Origin of the sequence: Micromonospora sp. WMMD1076 (assembly GCF_029581475.1) — a bacterium.
Lineage (GTDB): Bacteria > Actinomycetota > Actinomycetes > Mycobacteriales > Micromonosporaceae > Micromonospora > Micromonospora aurantiaca.
Genome location: NZ_CP120862.1, coordinates 5,481,767 through 5,508,171, shown reverse-complemented (window position 1 = coordinate 5,508,171; position 26,405 = coordinate 5,481,767). Strand labels below are relative to the sequence as shown.

Genomic DNA, 26,405 nt, shown 5'->3' with positions numbered 1-26,405 from the left:
AGTGACGACAGGAGGCCCGGTGGCCTTTCCGTACCCTCATAGCCCGCAGCCGGCCCCACCCACGACCGGGCTCTACGACCCCGCGTACGAGCACGACGCCTGCGGTGTGGCCTTCGTGGCCGACCTGCACGGGCGGCGCTCGCACCAGGTCGTCGCGAACGGCCTCGGGGCGCTGTGCCGGCTGGACCACCGGGGCGCTCGGGGCGCGGAGCACAACACCGGGGACGGCGCCGGCATCATGATCCAGGTGCCGGACGCGTTCCTGCGCGACACAGTCGACTTCCCGCTGCCCCCGGCCGGCCAGTACGCCACCGGCCTGGTGTTCCTGCCCGACGACGACGCGGCCGAGGCCCGCGCCCGCCAGGTGGTCGACAAGTACGCGCTGGTCGAGGGCGCCGACGTGCTCGGCTGGCGCGAGGTGCCGACCGACCCGTCCGGCCTGGGCGAGACCGCGCTCGCGGCGATGCCCCGGGTCCGGCAGCTGTTCGTGGCCGCGCACCGGCTGACCGGCTCGCCGGACGGCCCGGCCGGCTCCCCGCTGACCGGGCTCGACCTGGACCGGGTGGCGTTCTGCCTGCGCAAGCAGGTCGAGCGGGAGACCGCCGAGCGGGGCGTGCCGGCGTACTTCCCGTCGCTGTCCGGCCGCACCATGGTGTGGAAGGGCATGCTCACCCCGGACCAGCTCCCGGCCTTCTACCCGGAGCTGACCGACGAGCGGGTGGTCAGCGCCATCGCGCTGGTGCACTCGCGCTTCTCCACGAACACGTTCCCGTCCTGGCCGCTGGCGCACCCGTACCGGTTCATCGCGCACAACGGCGAGATCAACACGATCCGCGGCAACCGCAACTGGATGCAGGCCCGCGAGGCCCTGCTCCGGAGCCCGAGCATCCCGGGCAACATCCGCCGGGTCTTCCCGGTCTGCACCCCCGCCGCGTCCGACTCGGCCAACTTCGACGAGGTGCTCGAACTGCTGCACCTGGCCGGGCGGAGCCTGCCGCACGCGGTGCTCATGATGATCCCCGAGGCGTGGGAGAACGACCCGGACATGCGCGCCGACAAGCGCGCGTTCTACCGCTTCCACGCCAGCCTGATGGAGCCGTGGGACGGCCCGGCGTCGGTCGCGTTCACCGACGGCGAGATCGTCGGCGCGGTGCTGGACCGCAACGGCCTGCGGCCGGGCCGCTGGTGGCACACCGCCGACGGCCTGGTGGTGCTGGGTAGCGAGGCGGGCGTGCTCGACCTGGACCCGGCCACGGTGGTCGCCAAGGGCCGTCTCCAGCCGGGCAAGATGTTCCTGGTCGACACCGTCAACGGCCGGATCGTCTCCGACGACGAGATCAAGACCGAGCTGGCGGCCGAGCAGCCGTACGGGGAGTGGCTGCACGCCGGCCTGATCGAGCTGGACGACCTGCCGCCGCGCGAGCACACCGTCTACACCCACGACTCGGTACGCCGCCGTCAGCAGACGTTCGGCTACACCGAGGAGGAGCTGAAGATCCTGCTCGGCCCGATGGCCCGCAGCGGCGCGGAGCCGATCGGCTCGATGGGCACCGACACGCCGATCGCCCCGCTGTCCACCCGGCCGCGGCTGCTCTACGACTACTTCCACCAGCTCTTCGCGCAGGTCACCAACCCGCCGCTGGACGCCATCCGGGAGGAACTGGTGACCAGCCTGGCGTCCACCATCGGGCCGGAGGGCAACCTGCTCGACCCGGGTCCGGCGAGCTGCCGGCAGATCGTGCTGCCGTACCCGGTGATCGACAACGACGAGCTGGCCAAGATCCTGTCCATCGACGAGGACGGCGACCTGCCCGGCTTCAAGGCGGTCCGGGTCTCCGGCCTGTACCGGATCCGCGACGGCGGCGCCGGCATCAAGGCGCGGCTGACCGAGATCTGCCGGCACGTCTCCGAGGCGATCGAGGACGGCGTCCGCATCCTGGTGCTCTCCGACCGCGACTCCAACGCCGACCTGGCGCCGATCCCGTCACTGCTGCTCACCGCCGCGGTGCACCAGCACCTGGTCCGCGAGCAGACCCGCACCCAGGTGGCGCTGGTCGTCGAGTCCGGCGACTGCCGCGAGGTGCACCACGCGGCCGTGCTGATCGGGTACGGCGCGGCGGCCGTCAACCCGTACCTGGCCTTCGAGTCGGTCGAGGACATGATCTCCACCGGCGTGCTGGCCGGCGTGGACCGGGTCAAGGCGGTTCGCAACTACGTCAAGGCGCTCGGCAAGGGCGTCCTGAAGATCATGTCCAAGATGGGCATCTCGACCGTGTCGTCGTACTGCGGCGCGCAGGTATTCGAGGCGGTCGGCCTGGACACCCGACTGGTCGACAGGTATTTCCGGGGCACGCCGAGCACGATCGGCGGCATCGGGCTGGCCGAGATCCACGCCGAGGTGGCGGCCCGGCACGCGCGGGCCTGGCCCGCGCCGGGCGCGCAGGCCACCGACCGGCTGGAGGTCGGCGGCGAGTACCAGTGGCGCCGCGAGGGCGAGCTGCACCTGTTCAACCCGGAGACGGTCTTCCTGCTCCAGCACGCCACCCGCAGCCGCCAGTACGACGTGTTCCGGCAGTACACCGCCAAGGTCGACGAGCTGGCCGCGCAGGCGGGCTCGCTGCGCGGGCTGTTCACGCTGCGCACCGGCGTACGCCCGGCGGTGCCGCTGGACGAGGTCGAGCCGGCCACCGAGATCGTCAAGCGGTTCGCCACCGGCGCCATGTCGTACGGGTCGATCTCGGCGGAGGCGCACGAGACGCTCGCCATCGCGATGAACCGGCTCGGCGGCAAGTCCAACACCGGCGAGGGCGGCGAGGACGTCGAGCGGCTGCACGACCCGGCGCGGCGCTCCGCGGTCAAGCAGATCGCCAGCGGCCGGTTCGGCGTGACCAGCGAATACCTCGTCAACGCCGACGACCTCCAGATCAAGATGGCGCAGGGCGCCAAGCCCGGCGAGGGCGGGCAGCTACCGGGCAACAAGGTCTGGCCGTGGATCGCCCGCACCCGGCACGCCACCCCGGGTGTCGGCCTGATCTCCCCGCCGCCGCACCACGACATCTACTCCATCGAGGACCTGGCCCAGCTCGTGCACGACCTGAAGTGCGTCAACCCGGCCGCCCGGGTGCACGTCAAGCTGGTCAGCGAGGTGGGCGTGGGCACAGTCGCGGCGGGTGTGGCCAAGCTCAAGGCCGACGTCATCCTGATCTCCGGGCACGACGGCGGCACCGGCGCGTCCCCGCTCAACTCGCTCAAGCACGCCGGCACCCCGTGGGAGCTGGGCCTGGCCGAGGCGCAGCAGACGCTGCTGCTCAACAAGCTGCGCGACCGGGTGACGGTGCAGGTCGACGGCCAGCTCAAGACCGGCCGGGACGTGCTGGTCGCGGCGCTGCTGGGCGCCGAGGAGTTCGGCTTCGCCACCGCGCCGCTGATCGTCGAGGGCTGCGTGATGATGCGCGTCTGTCACCTGGACACCTGTCCGGTCGGCATCGCCACCCAGAACCCGGTGCTGCGCGAGCGCTTCACCGGCCGCCCCGAGTTCGTGGAGAACTTCTTCCTGTTCCTCGCCGAGGAGGTCCGCGGCTACCTGGCCGAGCTGGGCCTCCGCAGCATCGACGAGGCGATCGGCCACACCGAGCTGCTCGACGTGGCCGGCGCGATCGACCACTGGAAGGGCCACGGGCTCGACCTGAGCCGCGTGCTGCACCTGCCGGAGCTGCCCGAGGGCGCGGCCCGCCGGGGCGTACGCGCCCAGGACCACGGCCTCGACGTGGCGCTGGACAACCGGCTCGTCGAGCTGGCCGGGCCGGCGCTGCGCGACGGTACCCCGGTCCGGGTCGAGGTCGGGGTCCGCAACGAGCACCGCAGCGTCGGCGCGATGCTCGGCGGCGAGGTGACCCGCCGCTTCGGCGGAGACGGCCTGCCCGACGACACGATCGAGTTCCGGCTGCGCGGCACCGCCGGCCAGTCGTTCGGCGCGTTCCTGCCGCGCGGTGTCACGCTGCGCCTGTACGGCGACGCCAACGACTACGTCGGCAAGGGACTGTCCGGCGGCCGGGTCGTGGTCCGGCCGGACGCCGACGCGCCGTTCGTCGGCGTGGACGCCGCGCCGGGCCGCCGCGCCGAGGACCAGATCATCGCCGGCAACACCATCCTGTACGGCGCCACCGGCGGCGAGGTGTTCCTGCGCGGCCGGGTGGGGGAGCGGTTCGCGGTCCGCAACTCCGGCGCGGTGGCCGTGGTCGAGGGCCTCGGCGACCACGGGTGCGAGTACATGACCGGCGGCACGGTGGTGGTGCTCGGGCCGACCGGGCGCAACTTCGCCGCCGGCATGTCCGGTGGCACCGCGTTCGTGCACCGGCTCGACCGGCGGCTGGTCAACGCCGAGCTGGTCGACCTGTCGCCGCTGCGCGACGAGGAGCGCGACCGGCTGCACGAGCTGGTCCAGCGGCACTTTGCCGAGACGGATTCGGCCGTCGCCGAGGACCTGCTCAAGCGCTGGCCGCAGGTGGTGGAGGAGTTCACCGCAGTGGTGCCCCGGGACTACCGCCGGGTCATGGAGATCATGCGGGCCGCCGAAGCCGCCGGCCGAGACGTCGACGACGCGGTGATGAGTGCCCTCTCTCCCGCTCCGGTACCGCCCGCGCCCCGGGCGGTCGCCCAGGAGGTGGCTCGTGCCTGACCCGAACGGTTTCCTGCGCTACGACCGGCGGCTGCCGGCCCGCCGTCCGGTGCCGGTGCGCATCTCCGACTGGCGGGAGGTCTACCCGCCGGCCGGTGAGGAGCTGATCCGCGAGCAGGCCACCCGGTGCATGGACTGCGGCATCCCGTTCTGCCACAGCGACACGGCCGGCTGTCCTCTCGCGAATCGTATTCCGGACTGGAACGACCTGGTCCGCACCGGCAACTGGGACGCCGCGGTGGAGTCGCTGCACACCACCAACAACTTCCCCGAGTTCACCGGCCGGCTCTGCCCGGCGCCGTGCGAGGCGGCCTGCGTGCTCGGCCTCGGCGGCCAGCAGCCGGTCACCATCAAGCAGGTCGAGGTGGAGATCGCCGACGCGGCGGTGGCCCGCGACGGCCTGCGGCCCCGGCCCGCCTCCACCCCGACCGGCCGGTCGGTGGCGGTGGTCGGCTCCGGCCCGGCCGGGCTGGCCGCCGCGCAGCAGCTCGCCCGCGCCGGTCACACGGTCACCGTGTACGAGCGCGACGACGCGATCGGCGGCCTGCTCCGCTACGGCATCCCCGACTTCAAGCTGGAGAAGCAGCACATCGACAAGCGGCTGGCCCAGCTCACCGCCGAGGGCGTGCGGTTCCGGACCGGTGTCGAGGTCGGCGTCGACGTGACCGCCGAGCAGTTGCGCGCCGAGCACGACGCGGTGCTGCTGGCCTGCGGCGCGTTGCAGGGCCGGGACACCCCGGGCACGCCCGGCCGGGAGCTGCGCGGCGTGCACCAGGCGATGGCGCACCTGGTCGCCGCGAACCGGGTGGTGGCCGCCGCCGGGGACGGGCGGCCCGCCCTCGCGACGTTGCCCGACGGTACGCCGATCGACGCCGCCGGCAAGCACGTGGTGATCATCGGTGGTGGCGACACCGCAGCGGACTGCCTCGGCGTGGCGCACCGGCAGGGCGCGGCCGGCGTACACCAGCTCGACCTCTACCCGCAGCCGCCCACTGAGCGCGACCCGGCCCGGGATCCGTGGCCGACCTGGCCGTGGCTGCTGCGCAACTATCCGGCGCACGAGGAGGGCGGCGAGCGGGTCTTCGCCGTCGCCGTGCAGGAGTTCGTCGACGACGGCACCGGCCGGGTCCGCGCGGTCCGGATCGCCGAGGTGACTGTGGAGAAGGTGGACGGTCGCCGCATCGTCACCCCACTACCCGGCTCCGAGCGGGAGATCCCGGCCGATTTGGTGCTGCTCGCCATCGGCTTCGAGGGCACCGAGCAGCAGCCCCTGCTGGCCCAGTTCGGGGTGACCCGCAACGGCCGGGGCGCGATCGACTCCGGCCCCGACTGGCAGGCCGCCGACGGTGTCTTCGTCGCCGGTGACATGCACCGGGGCGCGTCGCTGATCGTCTGGGCGATCGCCGAGGGGCGCGCCGCCGCGGCGGCGATCCACGCGTACCTGGGTGGGGTGGGCGAGCTGCCCGCACCGGTCGACCCGGCCCGCCAGCCGCTCGCCGCCAGGTGAAAGGAAGGGCACCCTCTTAACGCCTCAGGTAGAGGAGGGGGCCCCTCTTAACATCCGCCGCCCGGATCTTCGCCCACGAGGCCGGCTGCGCCGGTGCAGTTGTCGTCCGCGCGGTGGTCGCCACGTCGGGCCGGCCGGGCGTGAACAGCCAGGTGGTGAACACCGCGTCGAGATCCCGTCCGGAGATCCGCTCGGCGGGCGGGTGTCGTCATCGCCAACCTAATCGACGCATGTGAACGTATCGGTCTCGTCCGGCCGATCTCGGCTATTCAATTCTTGCGAATGTTTCGATAGCATTACCGACCAGTAACAGCACCGATCCCTCGGCCACGCGCGCGGTCAACGGGCTCCACCACCCTGCCCCGTGGAGGCTCTGTCATGTCCCGTCGCGTCCGTACCGCGCTCGCCGCCGTACTGGCGGCCGTTCTCGGCGCCGTGCTCCTGCCCGGCGCCGCCCGGGCGGCCACAGTCAACTACGTCGCCCTCGGCGACTCCTACTCCTCCGGGGTCGGCGCCGGCCCGTACGACCTGTCCACCTGCCTGCGCAGCCAGAAGGCGTACGCCCCGCTCTGGGCCGCGGCGCACTCGGTCACCAGCTTCAAGTTCCCGGCCTGCGGTGGCGCGGTCACGGCCGACGTGCTGAACAACCAGGTCGGCCAGCTCAGCGGCAGCACCACGCTGGTCACCATCACCATCGGCGGCAACGACGCCGGTTTCGCCGACGTGATGACCAGTTGCCGCTTCGGCAGCACGTCCAGCTGCGAGAGCGCGGTCGACGAGTCCAAGGCGTTCGCCACCGCGACGCTGCCCGGCCGGCTCGACGCCACCTACACCGCGATCCGCAACCGGGCCCCGAACGCCCGGCTGGTGGTGCTCGGCTACCCGCGGCTGTTCGAGACCGGCTCCTGTGGCCTGCTCGCCATGAGCAGCTACAAGCGCACCATCCTCAACCAGGCCGCCGACACGCTCAACGGCGTCATCGCCGGCCGGGTCACCGCGGCCGGAGGCACCTTCGTCGACGCGCGGCCGTACTTCGCCGGGCACGGCGTGTGCGCCGCCGAACCGTGGATCCGCGACGTCAGCGGCGTCATCGAGGCGTACCACCCGAACGCCAACGGCTACCGCTACGGCTACCTGGCCGCGCTGACCGCCGCCATCGGCTGATCCGCACGCGAGGGGGCCCCGCTCGACACCCGTCCGTCGAGCGGGGCCCCGCCCTGCCGGGTTGCGCCGAGCGTCGACAATGGTGCGACACCCCGTGTCACCCGGAGGTGACCATGCGTGAACCGGCGACCAGGCCGCGGCCGGTCCGGGAGCAGCTCCCGGCCGGCGGCCCGGAACTACTCACCCTGCTGGCCCGGCTGCTGCGGCGTCCCCGCCGCGGCGACCGCCGCCTCCCGCTGCTCTGGCTGGTCCGGCCCGCCGGGGACGGCGCGGTCGCGGCCCTGCTGCGGCGTTTCGCGGCGCGCAGGGCCGGGCGCCGGGTGCCGCACGTGGTGCTGGACCTGACCGGCCGGCCGGCCGGCGACGACGTCGCGGCCGTGCTGCGCGAGCTGCACCGGCAGTTGTCGGTGGAGGCGTTCGGTGCCCCCCGGCTGCGGTTCCGGCACTACCCGCTGGCCGACTGGCTGATGCACCAGACGCTCGCCGTGGACCTGGACGCCGCCGACAGCGGCCGGACCGCACTGGTACGCCGGCTGCGGGACTGGCGGGGACGGCGGACCGGTGAGGACCCGCAGGTCGGCGGCGACTCCGGCCTCGGCACCGCGCTGCACGTGCTGCTCTGGCTGCTGTGGCGGGCCGTGCCCAGCGTCGTGTTCCGGATCGCCGTCTCCGGCCGGGTGCCGCTCGTCGGACGGCAGTACCGCTGGTTCATGCGCCAGCAGTACCTGGCGCCTCGGCAGTCGGTGACATTCCTCGGCTTCGCCGAGCGGCTCACCGCCGGCTGGCGGGACGGCGAACACCCGGCCCAGGTGGAGAAGCTGCTGCTGCACGCGTTCCTGGAGGACCTGCGCCTGGCGTACCGGCGGCGGTTCTGGCGGCCCGGGGACTGGCGCCGCACCGCCTATCCGGTGCTGGTGCTCGACGGCGCGCGGCCGGACAACGTCGGGCACACGCTGGTCCGGCTCGTCGACGAGGTCCGCAACGAGACCGGCCGCAACGACCCGCTGCTCGTCGTCGCGGTCGCCGCCGACCCGCCGCCGGAACCGGCCGCTTCCCGGCCGCTGGCCGAGGCCGAGGAGGCGTACGAGGAGTGGGCCGAGGCGCTGCCGGAGAACCGCCGTCTGCGCCGCCCCGGCGCCTGGCTGATGCTGCTGGAGGCGGACGACCGGGACGTCGACGTCCCGGTGGGCGGCGTTCCGCCGGCTCTTGTCGCGCCCGACCCGCCCTGGTGGGCACGGCGGTTCCTGCCCGCCGCGGTGGCCCTGACGCTCGTCGCCGGGCTGGGCGTGTGGGCGCACGGGCGGTGGGCGCCCGACTGCCGCCCCTGGCCCACCGACCGGGTCGCCGTCCGGCTCGTCGGCGGCGAGTGCGTCGGCTACAGCGACACCGCCGGGCAGGTCTTCAACAGCGAACCCGGGCAGGACCGGCTGCGTGCCGTGCAGCGGCGCATCTTCGCCCAGAACCGGGCCGCCGAGGAGGTGTGGCGGCGCAGCGAGCACCGCCGCCCCTACCTGACGCTGGTCTACCTGGGCAGCCTCACCGGCAACCGGACCCGCACGGACGAGGAGTCCTACGTCTCCGAGCGGGAGGAACTGGAAGGCATGGCCACCGCCCAGTACGCCCTGCTCCAGGAGTCGGCGGCGGCGGACGACGCGGCGCTGCTGCACATCGTGGTGGCGAACGCCGGGCGGCAGATGCGGCACGCCGACGACGCGGTACGGATGCTGGAGGGGCTGGCCCGCGACGACCCCACAGTGCTCGGCGTGGTCGGGCTGGTGGACAGCCGCACCAGCACGGCGGCGGCGCTGCGCGAACTCAACCGGGTCGGCCTGCCGGTGCTCGCCCCCACGCTGTCGGCCGACCGGATGGACGCCAACTCCAGCCTCTACCTGGCCATGTCGGCGCCGAACCGGGACCAGGCCCGGATGGTCGAGGCGTACGCCCGGCAGGTGTTGCGGGTGGGGGAGGCGCACGTCTACTGGACCACCGGCGAGGGCAGCTCGCTCGCCGACGACCTGTACGTCGCCACCCTCGTCGACGGCCTGCGGGAACGCTTCGGCGACCGGATCACCCGGCTCGACGAGTGGCGCAGCGGGCGGCGGCTCACCCAGGAGTGCGGCTACCCGGGAATGCTCTTCTTCGCCGGCCGCTGGTCGGAGTTCGACGGGTTCATGCGCGCGCTCAAGGAGTGCGGCGCGAACCCGCCCCGGCACCTGGTCGCCGACGACTCGGTGAACCGCTACATGGCCAACCCGGGGCTGCGCGCCAGCGCGCCGGGCAACCTGCCGGTCACGTACGTGTCGAAGGCCGCGCTGGCCACCTGCGCGTCGCTGCGGGCCGCGCAGGCCGGGCGCGACGACGCCCGGGGCAGTTTCCTCACCTGGATCGGCGCGGACGGCCTGCTCGACCCGCCCCGATGCCGCGCCGGGACCGGCCCGCCGGTCGGCGAGCGGGTCAGCCTGGCCTACGACGCCACCATGATGACGGTACGCGCGCTGGAGAGCCTCGCCGCCCGGCTGCGCCACGCCGACACCGGCCGCCGCTGGGAGCCCCGCTCGGTCAACCCGGTCGGGGTGCACGCCGAGGTGCTGCGGCAGAACGCCGCCGGCGGCTACCCGGGGGTCAGCGGCCTCATCCGGTACGCCCCGGACTCCGGCGAACCGGTCGCGAAGCGGCTGGCGTTGCTCACCGTGGCGAAGGTGCCCGACGTGGACGCCGCCCCGGTCGAGGTGTTCCACTGCGGCGTAGCCGACGCCGCCCCCGATCCCGGCTGCCGCGCCGCACCACGCTAGGCGAGATCTTGGTACGCGCACGCCCCGCCAGGGGCGCCCGCGTACCAAGATCCACGGGAACGAAGGGCTCAGCGGATTCTGTCGGATACCTGATTCCGGCATTCGATTGTGCTGCGTGAAGCATCGATCGTTCCTATCCTGACGTGTTCATTCCCCGGCGACGCGCGTGGAGAGCTGTGGATCAGCGACAGGTACGACGGCTGGCAGAGCAGTCCGCCAACTTCGGCTTCCTCAAGGATCATCCACTCCTGGTCTGGTACGGCGCCGGAGCCGAACTGCTCGTCTACGTCGATGCGCAGGCGGCGATGTTCAAGATCCGCGCCTTCGGCGACGAGCTGGCGAAGGATCTGGTGCGCCGCACCGACGCCCGGCCGCAGTCGGAGAAGTTCTTCCACCGGGTGCAGGCGCTCCAGGCCAACGGCACTCTCGTCCCGGAGATCTACCGCGCGTTCGACCGGCTGCGTGACCAGGGCAACCGCGCCGTACACGATCACCTGGGTGAGGTGCGTGCCGCGCTGGAGCTGCTGCGGACCTGCTTCGAGCTGGGCGTCTGGTTCCATCGCGCGTTGACCGGCGACCGCTCGCCGATCGGTTTCGTCCCGCCCACGCCGCCTCCCCAGCAGGTGCCCCAGAGCGTCGCCGAGGCGCTTGCGGCCGAGCTTGAGCGCTACAAGAACGAGCTGGCGCAGACCAAGCTGCTGCTCGACGGCAAGCTGTCCCTGGTGCAGGCCCAGGCCGACGCGCAGGCGGCGGCGGAACAGGCGGTCCACGCGGCGAGCGCCCGCCAGGGCGAGGCCGCCGCCCTGGTGGCGAGCCTGGAGCCGGCGGCGCAGGAGGCGCAGCGGGCCGCCGAGCAGCGGAAGCCGGCACGGGTCTCCGCCGCCCGGCGGGAGGAGTTCATCGCCCGTGCCCGCCGCGCCTCCCACGAACCGCTCAACGAGGTGCAGACCCGGGCTGAGATCGACAGGCAGTTGCGAGCCGCCGGCTGGGTGGTGCAGGACGAGAACCAGATCAACCTGTTCGCGGCCACCGGCGTCGCCGTCCGCGAGGTGACGCTCGCCACCGGCCGCGCCGACTACCTGCTCTACGTGGACCAGCGACTTGTCGGGGTGATCGAGGCGAAGCGGGAGGGCACCGCCCCGCGCGGAGTCGAGGCGCAGCTCGACCGTTACCTGAGCGGGCTGACCCCGGCGCAGAAGCTCAGCGCCTGGCGGCGGGACGAACCGTTGCCGTTCGGGTACGTCGCCACCGGCACGGAGACCGCCTTCGTCAACCGGCTGGACCCGTTCCCGCGGACCCGGGAGGTCTTCGCCTTTCATCAGCCGGCGACCCTCGCCCGGTGGATGCGGGAGGCCGACGACGATCCGGCCGTGCCGACGCTGCGGGCCCGGCTGCGGCGGATGCCGGCGCTGGACCGGCTCGGTCTGCGACCCGCGCAGGTCGACGCCGTCGCAGGACTGGAACGGTCGCTGGCCGAGGACCGCCCGCGGTCGCTGATCCAGATGGCGACCGGTGCGGGCAAGACCTTCACCGCGGTGACCGCCAGCTACCGGCTGCTCAAGCACGCCCGCGCCGCCCGGATACTCTTCCTGGTCGACCGCAACAACCTCGGCAAGCAGACGCTGCGCGAGTACGCCGGTTACCAGGCCCCCGACGACGGGCGTAAGTTCACCGACCTCTACAACGTCGACCGGCTCTCCGGCACCGGCATGCTCTACTCGTCCGCCGTGGTCATCTCCACCATTCAGCGCCTCTACGGCGCCCTGCGCGGCGTCGAGCTGCCCGACGTCGACGTGGACGACCGGGACTACGACAGCTACGACCTGGACGAGCCGGCCGAGGTGGCCTACAACCCGCAGCTCCCGCCGGAGACGTTCGACCTGATCGTGGTGGACGAGTGCCACCGCTCGATCTACGGCAAGTGGCGGGCGGTCATCGAATACTTCGACGCGTTCGTGGTCGGGCTGACCGCTACGCCGGTCAAACAGACGCTCGGCTTCTTCCAGCAGAACCTGGTCTCCGAGTACACCTACGAGCAGGCCGTGGCCGACGGGGTCAACGTCGACTTCGACGTCTACCGGATCAAGACGGAGATCACCGAGAGCGGCGCGGACATCGAGGCCGGCACCGTCGTACCGTTGCGGGACCGGCGCACCCGCGCCGAGCGCTACCAGGAGCTGGAGGACGACTTCACGTACGGCGGCAGCCAGGTGGGCCGGTCGGTGATTTCGAAGGGTCAGCTCAAACTGGTGCTGGAGACGTTCCGAGACAAGCTCTTCGAGGAGATCTTCCCGGGACGGTCGACAGTGCCCAAGACGCTGATCTTCGCGCGGGACGACAACCACGCCGAGGAGATCGTGCAGATGGTCCGGCTCGTCTTCAACCGGGGCAACGACTTCGTCAAGAAGATCACGTACGCCTCGCGGCGCGAGGGCGACAACCCGGACACGCTGATCCAGGCGTTCCGCAACAGCCCCGAGCTGCGGATCGCGGTGACCGTGGACATGATCGCCACCGGCACCGACGTCCGGCCCCTGGAGTGCGTCTTCTTCCTGCGCCCGGTGCGCAGCTCCACCTACTTCGAGCAGATGAAAGGGCGCGGCGCCCGCACCATCGACGCCGCCGACTTCCAGGCCGTCACGCCCGACGCAGAGGTCAAGGACCGCTTCGTCATCGTCGACGCGGTCGGTGTCACCGAGGCCGACCTGGACGAGGCGGTCCCGCTGCAACGCCACGCGGAACGCCAGATCTCGCTGCGCGACCTGCTCCGCAAGGCCGGCACGCTGACCGCCGACGCCGACGAGGTGGCCACGCTCGCCTCGCGGCTGTCCCGGCTCAACCAGCAGCTCACCGATGACGAACGCGCCGAGCTGGCCGACCTCGCCGGTCAGCCGCTCAGGGACATCGTCCGCGGCCTCACGGACGCGGTGGCCCCGGAACAACTCAACCCGGCCAGCCAGGCCGGCCCGGCTGCGGTGCGGGACCTGCTGGCCGGCGCGCTGCGCCCGCTCGCCGCGAACCCGCCGCTGCGGGAACGCATCCTGGAGATCCGCCGGGCCCACGACATCACCATCGACGAGGTGAACGCCGATCGCCTCATCTCGGCGCAGGGAGTGCCGGCCGAGGAACGCGCCCAGGTCACCGTGAAGAGCTGGCACGACTACCTGGAGGAGCACCGCGACGAGATCACTGCGTTGCAGGTCTTCTACGAGGGCCGGGGCCGGGTGGGCTACGAGCAGCTCAAGGAACTGGCCGCGCGGATCGCCCGGCCGCCGCAGGCGTGGACGCCGGAGTCGCTGTGGAAGTCGTACGTGCTGCTCGGGCGCACCGCCGAGGCCCCCGGCAACCGGGGCATCACCGATCTTGTCAGCCTCGTGCGTTATGAGTTGGGGCTGGATCAGGAGCTGCGTCCGTACCGCAGCCTGGTCGAGGAGCGCTTCCGTGGGTGGCTGCTGCGACAGGAGCAGGCGGGCGCTACGTTCACTGCCGATCAGGCGTGGTGGCTGGAGAGGATCAAGGACGTGATAGCGGTCAGCGTGGAGATCGGCCCGGACGACCTGGAGGGCGCGCCGTTCAGCGAGCGGGGTGGGATCGACGGGTACGCGGGCGCGTTCGGTGAGCGCGCCGAACCACTGCTGACGGAGCTGAACCAGGAGCTGTCCGCATGACCAAACTGCCGGTCGGCTGGATTAAGACGACACTTGGAGAGATCGCCAATACCTCTCTCGGGAAGATGCTCGACAGAGGTAAGAGCTCAGATGAAAACCCGCGCCCCTACCTTCGTAACATCAACGTTCAGTGGGGGCGCATTGATCAGTCAGATGTGCTTTTTATGGACATTTCGCCGGATCAAGAAGAGCGTTTTCGGCTTCGTGATGGCGATCTTCTTGTTTGTGAAGGTGGTGAAGTTGGCCGTTGCGCGGTCTGGCGCGGCGGCAATGAATACATTGCCTTTCAGAAAGCTCTACACAGAGTTCGTCCGCTCGGCGCTATAGAGCCGCTATATCTGCGCTACCTGCTGGAGGATCTCAGCCGCCGCAAGGTCTTGGATTCGTGGGCGACGGGAAGCACGATTAAGCATCTCCCGCAGGAGCAACTTCGGCAGTTGCCAATTCTTTTGCCGCCGCTCGCCGAGCAGAATCGACTTGTCGCCGCCCTCGAAGATCACCTTTCGCGATGTGATGCGGCCAAGTCGTCGGTGTCGGCCGCTGGCCTTCGACTTCGTCGGCTCAAGAAGAGATTGCTGATCGATTCAGTTCCTCTGCGTCCGGTTGCTGGTTGGCGGCTGTGCACGGTTGCGGAAGCGGGCTCGGTTGACCTTGGCCGTCAGCGCCATCCCGACTGGCATAGCGGGCCGGACATGCGCCCCTACCTCCGGGTGGCAAACGTTTTCGAGGACCGTATTGATTTGACGGACGTCATGGAGATGAACTTTCCTCCGCCCGTGTTCGAGAAATTCCGCCTGCGCGAGGGGGATATTCTCTTGAACGAAGGGCAGAGCCCTGAATTGCTGGGTCGCCCGGCGATGTATAGGGGTGTGCCGACCGATGTCGCGTTCACCAACAGTCTCTTGCGTTTTCGGGCGGACGAAGGAGTCGATCCCGAGTGGGCGCTTCTTGTCTTCCGGCGACACATGCACGCTGGTAGATTCTCGCGGGAGGTTCGGATCACCACGAACATCGCCCACCTGTCCGCTGGCCGGTTCAAGGCGATTGAGTTTCCGGTGCCTCCATTGGCGGAGCAGAGAGCGATTGTGAGCCGGACGAAGGAGGTGTTGGCCGGGCTCGACCGCCTGTCGGATGCGATCCGACAGGTCGAGCGGCAGGCCGACAACTTGCGCGCGTCCCTCTTGGCGGAGGCGTTTGCCGGCCGGCTCGTGCCGCAGGACCCAGACGACGAGCCGGCGTCAGAGTTGCTTGCCCGGATTCAAGCCGAACGGGCAGCCGTTGCACCGAAGCAAAGAGCACGCGCCACGCGTACCCGAAAAGAGCTGGCGGCACCGCCGACCAGGGTGACCGGCGACAACTATCAGCAGGAGGCACTGCCGCTGTGAGCACTGTGGATTCGCGCCGGCTGGTGCAGAAGCTGTGGAACTACTGCGACGTGCTGCGCGACGACGGCGTCTCGACCATCGACTACGTGGAGCAGTTGACCTACCTGCTGTTCCTCAAGATGGCCGACGAGCGGGCACGTCGGCCGATGAGGCCCGAGAAGATCGTGCCGGACGAGCTGAGCTGGCAGACCCTGCTCGATGCCGAAGGCGACGCGCTGGAGGTGCAGTACCGGCACATCCTGACTGGACTGGGCAAGGAGGGCGGCACCCTCGGCACCATCTTCCGCAAGGCGCAGAACAAGATTCAGGATCCGGCGAAACTGAAGCGGCTGATCGTGGACCTGATTGACAAGGAGTCCTGGTCGGGCACCGGTGTCGATGTGAAGGGCGACGCCTATGAGGAGTTGCTGGCCAAGGGCGCCGAGGATGCCAAGTCCGGCGCGGGCCAATACTTCACGCCCCGCGCGCTGACCGCCGCGATGGTCGACTGCATGTTGCCCACGCCGGACGACACGATCACCGACCCGGCCTGCGGCACCGGCGGCTTCCTGCTCGCCGCCTACGAGCACATTCAGCAGCACCACGGCAACGCTCTCACGCCCGACCAGCGACGGCGACTCGCACACGGCGCGATCACCGGTACCGAACTGGTCGACGGCACCGCCCGGCTGGCCGCCATGAACATGCTGCTGCACGGCATCGGCACGCCGGACGGGCCGTCGCTCATCACGGTCGGGGACGCGCTCGGCAAGGAGCCGGCCAGGCGGGTGAGCCTGGTGCTGGCCAACCCGCCGTTCGGCCGTAGCTCCTCGATCCGGGTCGTCGGTGAGGACGGCCGGTCCAGCCGCGAGGAACGGGAGATCGAGCGGGGCGACTTCTGGGCCACGACCGCCAACAAGCAGCTCAACTTCGTCCAGCACATCGCCTCCCTGCTGGAGATCGACGGTCGCGCCGCCGTCGTGCTCCCCGACAACGTGCTCTTCGAAGGTGGCGCGGGGGAGACCATCCGCCGCCGACTGCTCAAGCAGTACGACCTGCACACCCTGCTGCGGCTGCCCACCGGCATCTTCTACGCGGGCGGTGTGAAGGCCAACGTGCTCTTCTTCGAGCGCAAGCGTGCCCGTGAGGAGCCGTGGACCCAGAAGCTGTGGGTGTACGACTTCCGTACCAACCAGCACTTCACGCTCAAGCAGAACGCGTTGCGGCGCGAGCACCTCCAGGACTTCGTGGACTGCTACCTGCCCGGCAAGGACCGTGCCGAGCGGGTCGAGACCGAGCGCTTCCGCGCGTTCTCGTACGACGAGTTGATCGCCCGGGACAAGGTCAACCTCGATATCACATGGCTCCGGGACGCGTCGCTGGACGACGCCGACGCCCTTCTGGCGCCGGCGTTGGTCGCCCAGGAGATTGTCGAGGATCTCCAAGCGGCCCTGGTCGAATTCGCCGCGATCGCGGACGCGTTGAATGCCAGGCGCTCCACCGCCGCTGACCCAGGCCGGTAGCCGGCCGAGGACGACACTCCCCTCCGTCACCCCAGTGGTTAGGACGATCGCAGATGAACCCGCTTCAGGTGCGGCATGTGCGCGAAGCGCTCGTGCGCCAGTTCGAGGAGCACATCGACCTCAGCGACGTGGATGCCAAAGCCCCCGAGAGGCACCGCGAACAGGCGTTTCTATCGCGGGCCTTGGCGGCGATGGCGGTTCAGCACCTCGCCGGCTCCGGAACGGCCGAGGCCGCGACGGCTGTCATCGACGGCTTCGATGACTGGGGCATCGACGCGGTCGCGGTCAGTGAGGACGTGCCACACGTGTGGCTGGTTCAGGCGAAATGGAGTGACACGGGGAACGCCTCCCTCGACCAGGCCAGCGCGCTCAAGTTCAAGCAGGGCTTCGACCTGCTGTTGAGGGAGGAGTACGCCCGCTTCAACAAGCGGTTCCAGGCGCTGGCGGACACGGTGGATCGCGCCTTCGGCGATGGCGACGTCAAGATCACACTTGTGGTGGCGTTGCTTGGTCGTCCGGCGCTCGCCGACGCCGTGGGTTTCGTCCTGAACCAGGCGTGTCAGGAAACCGAACCGATGACCGATGTGAAGATTCTCGGGCTGAAGGACTTTCACGACCTGGTGCGGGCCGGCGTTGGTGAGGCGAAAATCGACCTCACCGCGCGGCTGGACGGCTGTGCCTCGGTGCCGGAGCCATTCAAGGCGTACTACGGCACCATGTACGCCGGCGACGTCGCGGGCTGGTACGACGAGCACGGAGATCGTCTCTTCGCCAAGAACATCCGCACCTCGCTCGGCCTGACGACCGTTAACCGCGGCATCACCGAGACCCTGACTAAGCGCCCCGACCACTTCTGGTACTTCAACAACGGGATCACCGTGCTGTGCGACAGCGTGCGGCGTACGGCGAAATTCGCCAACGCGGCGGGTGGCCCGGGTGACTTCGTGCTGACTGGCGCGACGGTGGTCAACGGCGCCCAGACTGTGGCCGCCGTGCACGCCGGGGTCAGGCAAGCCCCTGACGTCGCCGGCGTGGGCCGGGTCTGGGTCCGGCTGATCTCACTGGAGGACTGTCCCGAAGGCTTCGCGACGGAGGTGACGCAGGCGACGAACACGCAGAACCAGGTCCAGGCCCGTGACTACGCCGCACTCGACGAGCGGCAGGCGAGGCTTCGTGACGATTTCGCTCTGTCGCTGCACAAGACCTACGTCTACAAGCGTGGCGATGTGGATCCCTCGCCGGACGCGGGCTGTTCAATCGTGGAGGCGGCCACGGCCCTGTCCTGCGCACATCGGAACCCTGAACTGGCAATGCGCGCCAAGCAGAACCAGGAACTCCTGTGGGAGTTCGGCGCTCACGGCAGTTACCACCAGCTGTTCGGCACGCAGCCGAGCGCCTACCGCGTCTGGCGGTCGGTGCTCGTCCTCAGGGCTGTGTTGGCTTACCTGAGCGAGGGCAACAAGCTGAGGGAGGGCAGAGCAGCGCAGGTAGCCGAGCACGGTGATTTGCTCACCGTGCACCTTGTCATGCAGATGATCGGCGCTGAGCCGTTGGATGAACAACATCAGGACTGGGATCGTGTGATCCGCGGGGTGCCGGCGCTCACGGACGCTGCACTTGACTGGCTCATCCACCACTTCGACGCGGAGTATCCGAACAGTTCCGTCATGGTGACGTTCAAGCACCCACAGAAATGCCGTCATCTGATCAACTTGGCATTGGATTCCATCCGTAGCGGTCGGGCTCGCCCGGACCTCCCTGCCGAGTACCGGCCCGCTCCCAAGGAGACCGAGCGTAGGGCGGCGGCAGTAGCCGTGATCGTGAACTCGGGACGGGTGCCTGATGGCTCGCCTGTTGAGTTCCGACCGGTCACCGGGCCGGAACGCAAAGCACTCTTGCCGTGGATCGCCGGGGACCCGAGGCGAGGGCAGGCCACATGGGTCAACGACCGGCGGCGCCCGCTGCTCTGGGCAGCGGATCACAAGCAGTACTCGCCGACGGGGCTGACCATGCAAATGTTAAAGGCGGCACCCGGAGAGCCCCCGAGAGCTGTGCAGGGCACGACACGGTGGTTCATCCCCGGCCTGGGGTCGCTCGCAGGAATTGCTGACGATATCCGTTCCACCGAAACCGATTAGCGCAGGATCGAGCCCGGGGAGGGGTGGCGTGTCCGTCCTCATGGAGGCAGAGGCGAGCGCAACGGTGCCCAGCCGACGAAGCGGGCGAACAGCGTCTGCGGGCTCGGTGCCTCGTACGGGTTGAGGCGATGCAGCTCCTGGGCCGCGTCGTACAGCTGTTCGCACAGGTAGACCGCCAGTGCGACGCGGTCATTCGCGTACTCGACGAGCAGCGCCAGCCGCGCTTCCGCGCATGGCCACGGGTGAGCGCAGCGCTTGCAGATCCAGAGTGGGCGCATCGGCAGATGCGGTCGGGTGCCGGTGTTCATGCCGGCACCCGTGGTCGGGTGGCGGTCCGAACACGGTGGCCGACGGCCGCGCCTTGCCCGGCACTGGCATCCACCCGGTGCAGCCCGGCGAGCCACACGAACAGCTCTCGCTTGGCGACCGCGTCGCCCTTGGCGTTCAGTTCGTACGCCTCGAGCCACGCCCAGCCGTCGTACGTGTGGAGATCCTCGATCTCCCGGATCACGCGAACGGTTATCGGGCGGCAGAACTGCACGCTTGCCGTGCGGCCGAGGCGCAGGAGGTCGCCCGCCTTGATCGGACGGGCGCTCGGTGACGTCCTCGATGTCCCGCATCGAAGCGAAGGCTCATCGGCGGCTGCGGCGTCGGTGCGCTCGCCCATCGGGTCTCCCGTCGGTACGACGTGCGGGTGACAGGTGCGCACGCGCGGCCGTCCGGGGGATGGGCGGCCGAGCGCTCTGCGCGGTGGGAACAGACCAGCTCCGGGTTTGCAGACCTGGGAGCCAGCCGTGCATGACCTTATATAACAGGTGTCGATCGCGCAAGGGTCAACCGGACATTGCTTGCTATATAAAGTTTCACGTGATCGAATGGCCGGGCAGACCTGGGAGTTGTCCATGCCCGCCAAAGCGAAGTGGGCGCAGATCGCCGATGGCATCCGCGCCGATATCCAGTCCGGTGCTCTTGTGCCGGGTGACAAGCTGCCGTCGACCTCCGAGCTGTGCCATCAGCACGGGGTCTCGGCCATTGTGGTGCGCCAGGCGATCAACGCGTTGAAGATCGAAGGCTTGCTCGAAGGGGTGGGCGGCGTCGGCGTGTTCGTCGCCGAGCGTTCGACGTCTGGCTGATCCGCAGGATGGGTGTGGATACCGAGATCGCTCAGCGCATTCGCCGGAACACCGGATCGAGCGCTGCCGCCAGAAGGTCCGTCTCGCCTGTGTTCAGGTGCCGGGCGCAGGCCGTGATGTTGTTCGCCGCGTCGAGTTCTGACCAGTCGAGCAGGTAGCCGGCCGCAGCACCGAGCTGCCGCAGGAAGGCCCGCAAGGTCCGTCCGTTGCCTTCCCGGAACGGGTGGCAGACGTTCAGTTCCCCGTAGTAGTGGGCCAGCGACTCGACGAACGCCTCGCGCCTGAGCCCGAGCAGGAAACCGTCTTCAGACAGTCCGGTGAGGACGCTGCTCACCTGATCGTCGATGAACCGCCAGTGGCAGAAGCGGGCCCCGGGCTTACTGATGTCGACCGTCCGGGTCTGGCCCGTCCACTCATACAGGTCGCCGAAGAGATGGCGATGAAACGCCTGCAGGTGACCGAGGCCGTAGTTTCCCGGGATGATGCTTCGGGCTGCCTGCACGTCCCGGATCGAGACGAGCCGGAACTCCACGTCGCGCAATGCGGCGGCATCCCGCAGGCCCAACTTGTTGGCCAGGCAGTCCGTACCCTGCCAGCAGTGCGGATCGGTCATCCGCGCAGGCGGGCGATCTCTTCGGCGATCAGGTCCTCAGCGCTCACCAGACCCGAGGCCACATCACGAAGTCGCTCCTGCCAGTCCTCGTCGAACTCCTCGCCCTCGATCGCGGCGTTCGCAGTGGCCAGGGCGACTGCTGTCTCCGTACTCGCCATCTGCCTCGCGTAGTAGGTCCGCATCAGGTCGGTGTCGAGACGTTCGGAGGAACTGGCGGACTCGGGCAGCGCCCCCCGGGCGGCTCGCCACGGCAGCTCGTTGTGCGTCATGGTCGACAACTCGGCCGCCGAGAATTTTCCGTACTCGCGGGTGACCCAGCGGACGCAGTCGAGCTGGGCGTCGGTGAGCTGGGAGGCGTCGCCGAGTGGCCAATCCGACACGTAGAGCTGCTGGCGGTGCTGCCGGTAGAGCAGGGGGACGACCGGACCCTCCCGCCAGGCCTCGATCGGCTCGGCGAACAGCGGTGCTCCGGCGCGGGCCAGGTGCCACCCCTGGCAGTAGTAGACGAGCTTCTCCAGCTTCATCGCCGTGACGCGACCGACCTCGGCGAGCACTGCCGCGGCGACGTCGTGTGCGTTGGCCATCGGGGGACACCTCCTTCATCGGCCTGCTCAGAGCCTACCGATGATCCGCCTGGCCAGGCGACCCGCGGAGCAGTGTCGAATGGGACGTCTGCCGCATACCGGCACTGCTCGGCCGGCGGCTGCCAAGCGGGAACCGCCGGCCGCTCGCCGCCTCAGCGGTGCCCGTTGCCAGGCCGCCCCCACGGTCCGGTGATCGCGAACACGTACCCCGGCGACTGGATGTTGGCGAACAGCGTCCTCCCGTCCGCGCTGAACGTCGGTCCGGTGAACTCGCTGTCGTTGAGTTCGTTGCGGGCCAGCGGGTACGCCTTGCCCTGCTCGGTGACGCCGACCAGGTGCGACACGCCCTCGCCGTCCTCGGCCAGGATCACCCCGCCGTACGGCGACACGGTGATGTTGTCCGGCCCGTCGTAGTTGCCGTCGTCGGCCTCCGGGTCGGCGTTCACCCCGAAGATGGTCTTGAGCGTCACGGTCTGCCGGCGCGGGTCGTAGAACCACACCTGGCCGTCGTGCTCGTTTGCGCTGCCGTCGTCGTGGCGGGCGTAGCTGGCCACGAAGTACGCGCCACCGTCGCCCCACCAGGCGCCCTCCAGCTTGCGGCTGCGGGTCACCTCGTCGTCGGTGAACTGCTTGCGTACGGACACGGTGCGGGCGTCGCGGTCGGGTACCTCGACCCACTGGACCCGGTAGCGGGTGCCGGGCGTGGTGGCCTCGGACAGGTCGGCCACGTGGTCGTCGCCGCGCAGGCAGCGCATCGCCGCGAGACTTCCGGCGGTGCCGCCGTCGGGCCGCTGGGCGAGCGCCCGCAGCGCGCCCTTGCCGGCCCGGAAGCCGGGCGGCGGCGTCCACCGGAAGTACAGGCCGTTGGGCCCGCCCGCGTCCTCGGTCAGGTAGATCGAGTGGGTGTACGGGTCGACGGCCACCGCCTCGTGGGAGTACCGCCCGAGGAACGTGAGCGGCACCGGGCCGGTGTTGGCGGACCTGTCGTGCGGGTCGACCTCGAAGACGTACCCGTGGTCCTTCAGATACCGCCCACCGGCCCGCTGTTCGGTCTCCTCGCAGGTCAGCCACGTGCCCCACGGGGTGATGCCACCGGCGCAGTTGTTGTGCGTGCCGGCCACGCCGACGTACTCGCGCAGCCGCCGTCCGTGCCGGTCCACCTCGATGGTGGTGGTGCCGCCGCGGGCGCCCGGGTCGTAGGTGAGGCCGGGCAGCGCCGGCACCGGGTACGGCTCGTCGCCGCCGATCTCGTGGTTGTTCACCAGCACCGAGCCGTGCGGGCCGCGGAAGCAGCCGGTGCCGTCCGCGTCGCTCGGGGTGGGCTGCCCGGACTCCAGCAGCGTCGCGCCCGCCTGCGCCACGACTGTGTACGAGAAACCGGGCGGCAGCGCCAGCAGGCCGGCCGGGTCCGGCACCAGGTCGCCGTAGCCGACGGCGGGGCGGCACGCGGGCCGGGCCGCTGCCGGTCCGGCGATCGCCTCCAGGCTGCCGGCCACCACGATGCCGAGTCCGCCGGCCACGCCGCCGCGCAGCAGGGACCGCCGGGGGAGAGGTGAGGTGGTCACGTCGTCGCCTTCCTGTGCGCACGATTGCCTGGGGGAAGGCAAGCCGGGCCGGGGGAACGGCGTGCGGCGTGCCCGTCCGTAGCCGGGTGAACAGTGGACGAATCCCCGGTGCGGAGTGGCCCGTGCCGGTGCGGCGCGCGTCCGTTAGGGTTCCCTTCGATCGCAAACGTCGGAGGGCGGACGGTGGGCAGACTCGCTGCGGCGTACCGGCAGGCGGTCGATCGGCATCGACAGGCGGTGCGGCACTGGGAGACGGCCCGGCGGCTGCTGGGTGCCGCCGGCCCGGCGCCGGTGGGCAGCCCCGAGCTGGTCGCGCGGCTGGCCCGCCTCGGTGGTGAGCTGGCCGCCGCGGTGCCCGGCACCGCCCGCGTCGCGACCCACCCCGTTCCGGTACGCCTCGGCGCGGCGACCACTGTCGACGGCGCGTTCCCGGTGCTCGTGCCGGTGGGTGCGGGCGCGCACCTGGCCGTCGACGCGGACGCCCGTGACCCGCGCGTAGGCGAGCTGCTGCGGGCGGTGGTGGTACGGCTGCTGACCGCCGCCCCGGCCGGCGCGATCCGGGTGGCCGGCATCGACCAGGCCGCCTTCGGCGCGGCGTTCCTGCCGCTGCGCCCACTCCAGGACGCCGGGGTGCTAGCCCCGGCGGCGACCACCGAGGCGGAGACCACGGCCCTGCTCGACGCGGCCGAGCGGCACGCGCGTACCGCCCAGCGGTCCGCGCCGGAGGACCGCGAGCTGCTGGTGGTGGTCGCCGCGTCCGCGCCGCCGCCCCGGGAACTGGCCCGGCTCGCCGCGCTCACCCACGCCGGCCCGGCCGCGGCCGTCTGCGTGCTGCTGGCCGGTCACCCACCGGCCGGGCCGACCGCCGCGCCGCCGCTGGGCGCGACCACCCAGCTTCGCGTCACCGAGCGGTACACCCTCGTCGGCGACCCGCCCGGGCGCCCGTTCAGCACCGACGGCAGCGGGCTGGCCGCGCCGGTGGTGCTCGACGGCGACCCGTCGCACGCCACCGTGACCGCGCTGGCCCGCCGGTACGCCGAGGCCGCCGGCCAGGACGGCGTCACGTTCACCGACCTGCTGCCCGCGCAGCGCTGGGCCGGGTCCGCCGCCTCCGGGCTGCGTACCGTGCTCGGCCGGGCCGGACGCCGCCCGCTGAGCGTGGCGTTCGACGACGCCACCCCGCACTGGCTGATCGGCGGGCGGACCGGCGCCGGCAAGACGGTGCTGCTGCTCGACGTGCTCTACGGGCTGGCCGCCCGCTACTCCCCGGCCGAGTTGCGGCTGATGCTGCTCGACTTCAAGGAGGGCGTCAGCTTCACCGAGTTCGTGCCCACCGACCGTGACCCGTCCTGGCTGCCGCACGCCGACGCGGTGGGCATCGAGTCCGACCGCGAGTACGGCGTGGCCGTGCTGCGTGAGCTGCGCGCCGAACTGGGCCGCCGCGCCGACCTGCTGAAGCGGCACGGCGTCAGCCGGCTGGCGGACCTGCCGCCCAACGCCCGGCCACCCCGGATCGTCACAGTCGTCGACGAGTTCCACGTGCTGTTCGCCGGCAACGACGCGCTGGCCCGGCAGGCGGTCGACCTGATCGAGGAACTGGCCCGCAAGGGCCGCTCGTACGGCCTGCACCTGGTGCTGGCGAGCCAGAGCACCACCGGCATCGAGGCGCTCTACGGCCGGGCCGAGGCGATCTTCGGGCAGTTCCCGCTGCGGATCGCGCTGCCCGGCGGCGACGCCGTGCTGGACCCCCGCAACGACGCCGCACGCGGGCTCACCGTCGGCGCCGCAGTGGTGAACACCGGCGCGGGCGCGCCCGGCTCGGACGTCGAGGTGCGGTTCCCCGACGCGCACGCCGCCTCGGCCGACCTCGCCGCGCTGCGCCACGAGCTGCACGCGGCCCGCCCGGCCGGAGCGCGCCCACCTGCCGTCTTCCGGGGACACGAGACGCCCCGGCTCACCGACGACCCCGCCTGGGCGGCGCTGACGCCGGGCGCCGACCCGCCGTACGCGCTCGTCGGCCGCGTGGTCGACGTCCCCGGCAGCCCGGCCGGGTTCGCGCTCGACGGCAGCCCGGGCCGGCACCTGGCGGTGGTCGGCACCGCCGCGGCCGGTACGGACGTGCTCCGGTCGGCGACCCTGTCCCTGGCCCGCCAGCACGCCCCCGGCACCGCCCGGTTCCTGTTCGCGCCGCTGGCGCCGGGCACCACCGACGCCGCCGACGACCTGGCCATGACGCTCGCCGCCGCCGGGCACCCGGTCCGGCGCCTCGACGCCGGCGCGCTGCGCGCCCGGCTCGCCGAGGCCGCCGCCGCTGACGCCCCGGCGGCCGGGCGCACCTACCTGGTGGTGTTCGGGATGGACGCCGCCGCCACGACACTCGCCGCCTCCGACCCGGGGACGTTTCGATCCGGGTACGACGACCTGCGCACCGTGCTGCGCCAGGGCCCCGGGCGGGGTGTGCACGTGCTCGGCTGGTGGCGGGGGCTGCGCCGGCTCGCCGACGACCTCGGCGGCAGCGGTCACCGCGACGACGTGACCGCGCTCGTCGCGCTCAACGTCCCCGCCGCCGACCTGGGCCTGCACCTCGGCGCGCACGACCTCGCGTACGTCCCGCGCGAGGGACGCGCCCTGCTCGTCGACCGGCACGAGCACCGCACCGCGCTGATCGTGCCGTTCGCGGGCGGAAGTGAGGTCACCCCGTGAGCGCGAGGAGTGAGCCGGGTTTGCGAGCCCCGCAGTCGCGAACGGAAGACGGCCTTGTGAGTGCGAGGAGTGAGCCGGGTTTGCGAGCCCCGCAGTCGCGAACGGAAGACGGCCCAGCATGAGTGGATTCGACGAGTACGCGGCGCTGCTGCGGGAGCTGTCCACCCGGCAGCGGGGTGGGGAGCGGGAGATCGCGGCCGAGGCGGAGCGCCGCCGAGGCCTGCAGTCCGCCGTCGACACGCTCGGGCAGCGGCTCGCCGCCCAGGAGCAGCACCTCGACCGGCTCGGGCAGGCGATCGGCGTGCCGATGACGTCGGTCCCGGCGGAGGCGCCGGCACCGGCGACGGTGGCCGGTGGGGGAGCACCAGGTCCCGCGCCCGGGCCGGGGGACGGGGTGACCGGCGGCGCAGCCGACGCGCCGGGGCGGCCGGATGTCGGGGCGTACCCCTCGGGGGGTGTTCCGGCGCCGCGGGCCGGCGACCCGGCGGCGGAGCTGGCGGCGGCGGGCCGGCTCGCCGAGGAGGCCGACGGGTACGGGCAGCAGGCCGACGCGCTGGCCCGCACGCCCGTCCTGCTGCCCACCTGGTCCGCGCCGGCGCGGGCGGTGGTGGTGTACGCGGGCTGCGCGCTCGCCGGTTCGCTGCTGATGCTGATCGCGATCGTGGGTTCGTCGCTGCCGGTGACCGGGCTGGACCTGGTGGCGGCGCTGAGCTGCGCGGGTGTGCCGTTGGTGTCCTTCGTGGCCGGTCAGGTGGTGCTCGCCCGCTGGGGCCGCCCGGTCGTGGAGGGCGACGCGCCACCGCCCGGACGGTACGTGCCACTCGGCTTCGTGATCTGCGCGCTGGTCTCCCCGTCCTTCTTCTGCCTCTACCTACTCCTGTTCCGCCTCCTGCGCTAACCCACCCCACCCCACCCCCGTTCCGTCGATCATGGAGTTGCGGCCTCTGGGCGTGGCTTTGGTGGCTTCTGGGCG

Annotated in this window: 16 protein-coding genes; 11 read left to right on the top strand and 5 right to left on the bottom strand. The window is 71.2% G+C overall.

Features of this window, described 5'->3' with window-relative positions; genetic code table 11:
- The first annotated feature begins 19 nt into the window (after positions 1-19).
- The 8 genes from gltB to O7622_RS24675 all read left to right on the top strand — a co-directional run bounded on the left by gltB (position 20) and on the right by O7622_RS24675 (position 18,834).
- Entirely contained in the window at positions 20-4,678 is a 4,659-nt protein-coding gene (gene gltB / locus O7622_RS24710) for a glutamate synthase large subunit (RefSeq protein ID WP_282310562.1), read from the top strand.
- Positions 4,671-6,185: a glutamate synthase subunit beta gene (locus tag O7622_RS24705; protein WP_282310561.1), complete on the top strand. Its 1,515-nt coding sequence runs from the start codon at positions 4,671-4,673 to the stop codon at positions 6,183-6,185. Before gltB ends, O7622_RS24705 begins: the two co-directional genes overlap by 8 nt.
- A 378-nt stretch (positions 6,186-6,563) precedes the next feature.
- Complete coding sequence (locus tag O7622_RS24700) at positions 6,564-7,349, top strand: SGNH/GDSL hydrolase family protein (protein ID WP_282310560.1); 786 nt, start codon at positions 6,564-6,566, stop codon at positions 7,347-7,349.
- Positions 7,350-7,462: 113 nt separating this feature from the next.
- Positions 7,463-10,141, top strand: a complete 2,679-nt coding sequence (locus tag O7622_RS24695) for a hypothetical protein (protein WP_282310559.1) — start codon at positions 7,463-7,465, stop codon at positions 10,139-10,141.
- 176 nt (positions 10,142-10,317) lie between these two features.
- Positions 10,318-13,809, top strand: a complete 3,492-nt coding sequence (locus O7622_RS24690; RefSeq protein ID WP_282310558.1) for a DEAD/DEAH box helicase family protein — start codon at positions 10,318-10,320, stop codon at positions 13,807-13,809.
- The gene (locus O7622_RS24685) at positions 13,806-15,194 is read left to right on the top strand and encodes a restriction endonuclease subunit S (protein WP_282310557.1); all 1,389 of its coding nucleotides are present in this window, start codon (positions 13,806-13,808) and stop codon (positions 15,192-15,194) included. Before O7622_RS24690 ends, O7622_RS24685 begins: the two co-directional genes overlap by 4 nt.
- Positions 15,191-16,696, top strand: coding sequence for a class I SAM-dependent DNA methyltransferase (locus tag O7622_RS24680; protein WP_282310556.1), 1,506 nt, complete (start codon positions 15,191-15,193; stop codon positions 16,694-16,696). The genes O7622_RS24685 and O7622_RS24680 overlap by 4 nt, the downstream gene beginning before the upstream one ends.
- Before the next feature lie 53 nt (positions 16,697-16,749).
- On the top strand, positions 16,750-18,834 hold the full coding sequence (locus tag O7622_RS24675; protein WP_282310555.1) for an AIPR family protein: 2,085 nt from the start codon (positions 16,750-16,752) through the stop codon (positions 18,832-18,834).
- Between the two features lie 38 nt (positions 18,835-18,872).
- Here O7622_RS24675 and O7622_RS24670 read toward each other — a convergent pair whose 3' ends face one another.
- Positions 18,873-19,142 carry a hypothetical protein gene (locus O7622_RS24670; RefSeq protein WP_282310554.1) on the bottom strand — a complete coding sequence of 90 codons (270 nt, stop codon included), beginning with the start codon at positions 19,140-19,142 and terminating at the stop codon, positions 18,873-18,875.
- The gene (locus O7622_RS24665; protein WP_282310553.1) at positions 19,139-19,501 is read right to left on the bottom strand and encodes a hypothetical protein; all 363 of its coding nucleotides are present in this window, start codon (positions 19,499-19,501) and stop codon (positions 19,139-19,141) included. The genes O7622_RS24670 and O7622_RS24665 overlap by 4 nt, the downstream gene beginning before the upstream one ends.
- A gap of 208 nt (positions 19,502-19,709) precedes the next feature.
- Here O7622_RS24665 and O7622_RS24660 point away from each other — a divergent pair, with 208 nt between their 5' ends.
- Complete coding sequence (locus O7622_RS24660; protein ID WP_282310552.1) at positions 19,710-19,967, top strand: winged helix-turn-helix domain-containing protein; 258 nt, start codon at positions 19,710-19,712, stop codon at positions 19,965-19,967.
- Positions 19,968-19,998: 31 nt separating this feature from the next.
- On the opposite strand, the gene O7622_RS24655 is transcribed toward O7622_RS24660, so the two are convergent.
- From O7622_RS24655 to O7622_RS24645, 3 genes are all read right to left on the bottom strand, one after another.
- Entirely contained in the window at positions 19,999-20,580 is a 582-nt protein-coding gene (locus tag O7622_RS24655) for a Fic family protein (protein ID WP_282310551.1), read from the bottom strand.
- Positions 20,577-21,164, bottom strand: coding sequence for a type II toxin-antitoxin system antitoxin SocA domain-containing protein (locus O7622_RS24650; RefSeq protein WP_282310550.1), 588 nt, complete (start codon positions 21,162-21,164; stop codon positions 20,577-20,579). Before O7622_RS24650 ends, O7622_RS24655 begins: the two co-directional genes overlap by 4 nt.
- Positions 21,165-21,316: 152 nt before the next feature.
- Positions 21,317-22,729, bottom strand: coding sequence for an alkaline phosphatase PhoX (locus O7622_RS24645; RefSeq protein WP_282310549.1), 1,413 nt, complete (start codon positions 22,727-22,729; stop codon positions 21,317-21,319).
- 183 nt (positions 22,730-22,912) lie between these two features.
- Between O7622_RS24645 and O7622_RS24640 the strand changes: the two genes are divergently transcribed.
- Together O7622_RS24640 and O7622_RS24635 are read left to right on the top strand one after the other, a co-directional pair.
- On the top strand, positions 22,913-25,432 hold the full coding sequence (locus tag O7622_RS24640) for an FtsK/SpoIIIE domain-containing protein (RefSeq protein ID WP_282310548.1): 2,520 nt from the start codon (positions 22,913-22,915) through the stop codon (positions 25,430-25,432).
- A 118-nt stretch (positions 25,433-25,550) separates the two neighbouring features.
- The gene (locus O7622_RS24635) at positions 25,551-26,330 is read left to right on the top strand and encodes a hypothetical protein (RefSeq protein WP_282310547.1); all 780 of its coding nucleotides are present in this window, start codon (positions 25,551-25,553) and stop codon (positions 26,328-26,330) included.
- Positions 26,331-26,405: the final 75 nt, after the last annotated feature.

What these genes read in the sequence shown, in the direction of transcription:
- O7622_RS24700 (WP_282310560.1), top strand. Translation starts at nt 6,564, where the DNA reads ATGTCCCGTCGCGTCCGTACCGCGCTCGCCGCCGTACTGGCGGCCGTT.
- O7622_RS24695 (WP_282310559.1), top strand. Translation starts at nt 7,463, where the DNA reads ATGCGTGAACCGGCGACCAGGCCGCGGCCGGTCCGGGAGCAGCTCCCG.
- O7622_RS24685 (WP_282310557.1), top strand. Translation starts at nt 13,806, where the DNA reads ATGACCAAACTGCCGGTCGGCTGGATTAAGACGACACTTGGAGAGATC.
- O7622_RS24675 (WP_282310555.1), top strand. Translation starts at nt 16,750, where the DNA reads ATGAACCCGCTTCAGGTGCGGCATGTGCGCGAAGCGCTCGTGCGCCAG.
- O7622_RS24670 (WP_282310554.1), bottom strand. Translation starts at nt 19,142, where the DNA reads ATGAACACCGGCACCCGACCGCATCTGCCGATGCGCCCACTCTGGATC.
- O7622_RS24665 (WP_282310553.1), bottom strand. Translation starts at nt 19,501, where the DNA reads ATGGGCGAGCGCACCGACGCCGCAGCCGCCGATGAGCCTTCGCTTCGA.
- O7622_RS24660 (WP_282310552.1), top strand. Translation starts at nt 19,710, where the DNA reads ATGGCCGGGCAGACCTGGGAGTTGTCCATGCCCGCCAAAGCGAAGTGG.
- O7622_RS24655 (WP_282310551.1), bottom strand. Translation starts at nt 20,580, where the DNA reads ATGACCGATCCGCACTGCTGGCAGGGTACGGACTGCCTGGCCAACAAG.
- O7622_RS24650 (WP_282310550.1), bottom strand. Translation starts at nt 21,164, where the DNA reads ATGGCCAACGCACACGACGTCGCCGCGGCAGTGCTCGCCGAGGTCGGT.
- O7622_RS24635 (WP_282310547.1), top strand. Translation starts at nt 25,551, where the DNA reads ATGAGTGGATTCGACGAGTACGCGGCGCTGCTGCGGGAGCTGTCCACC.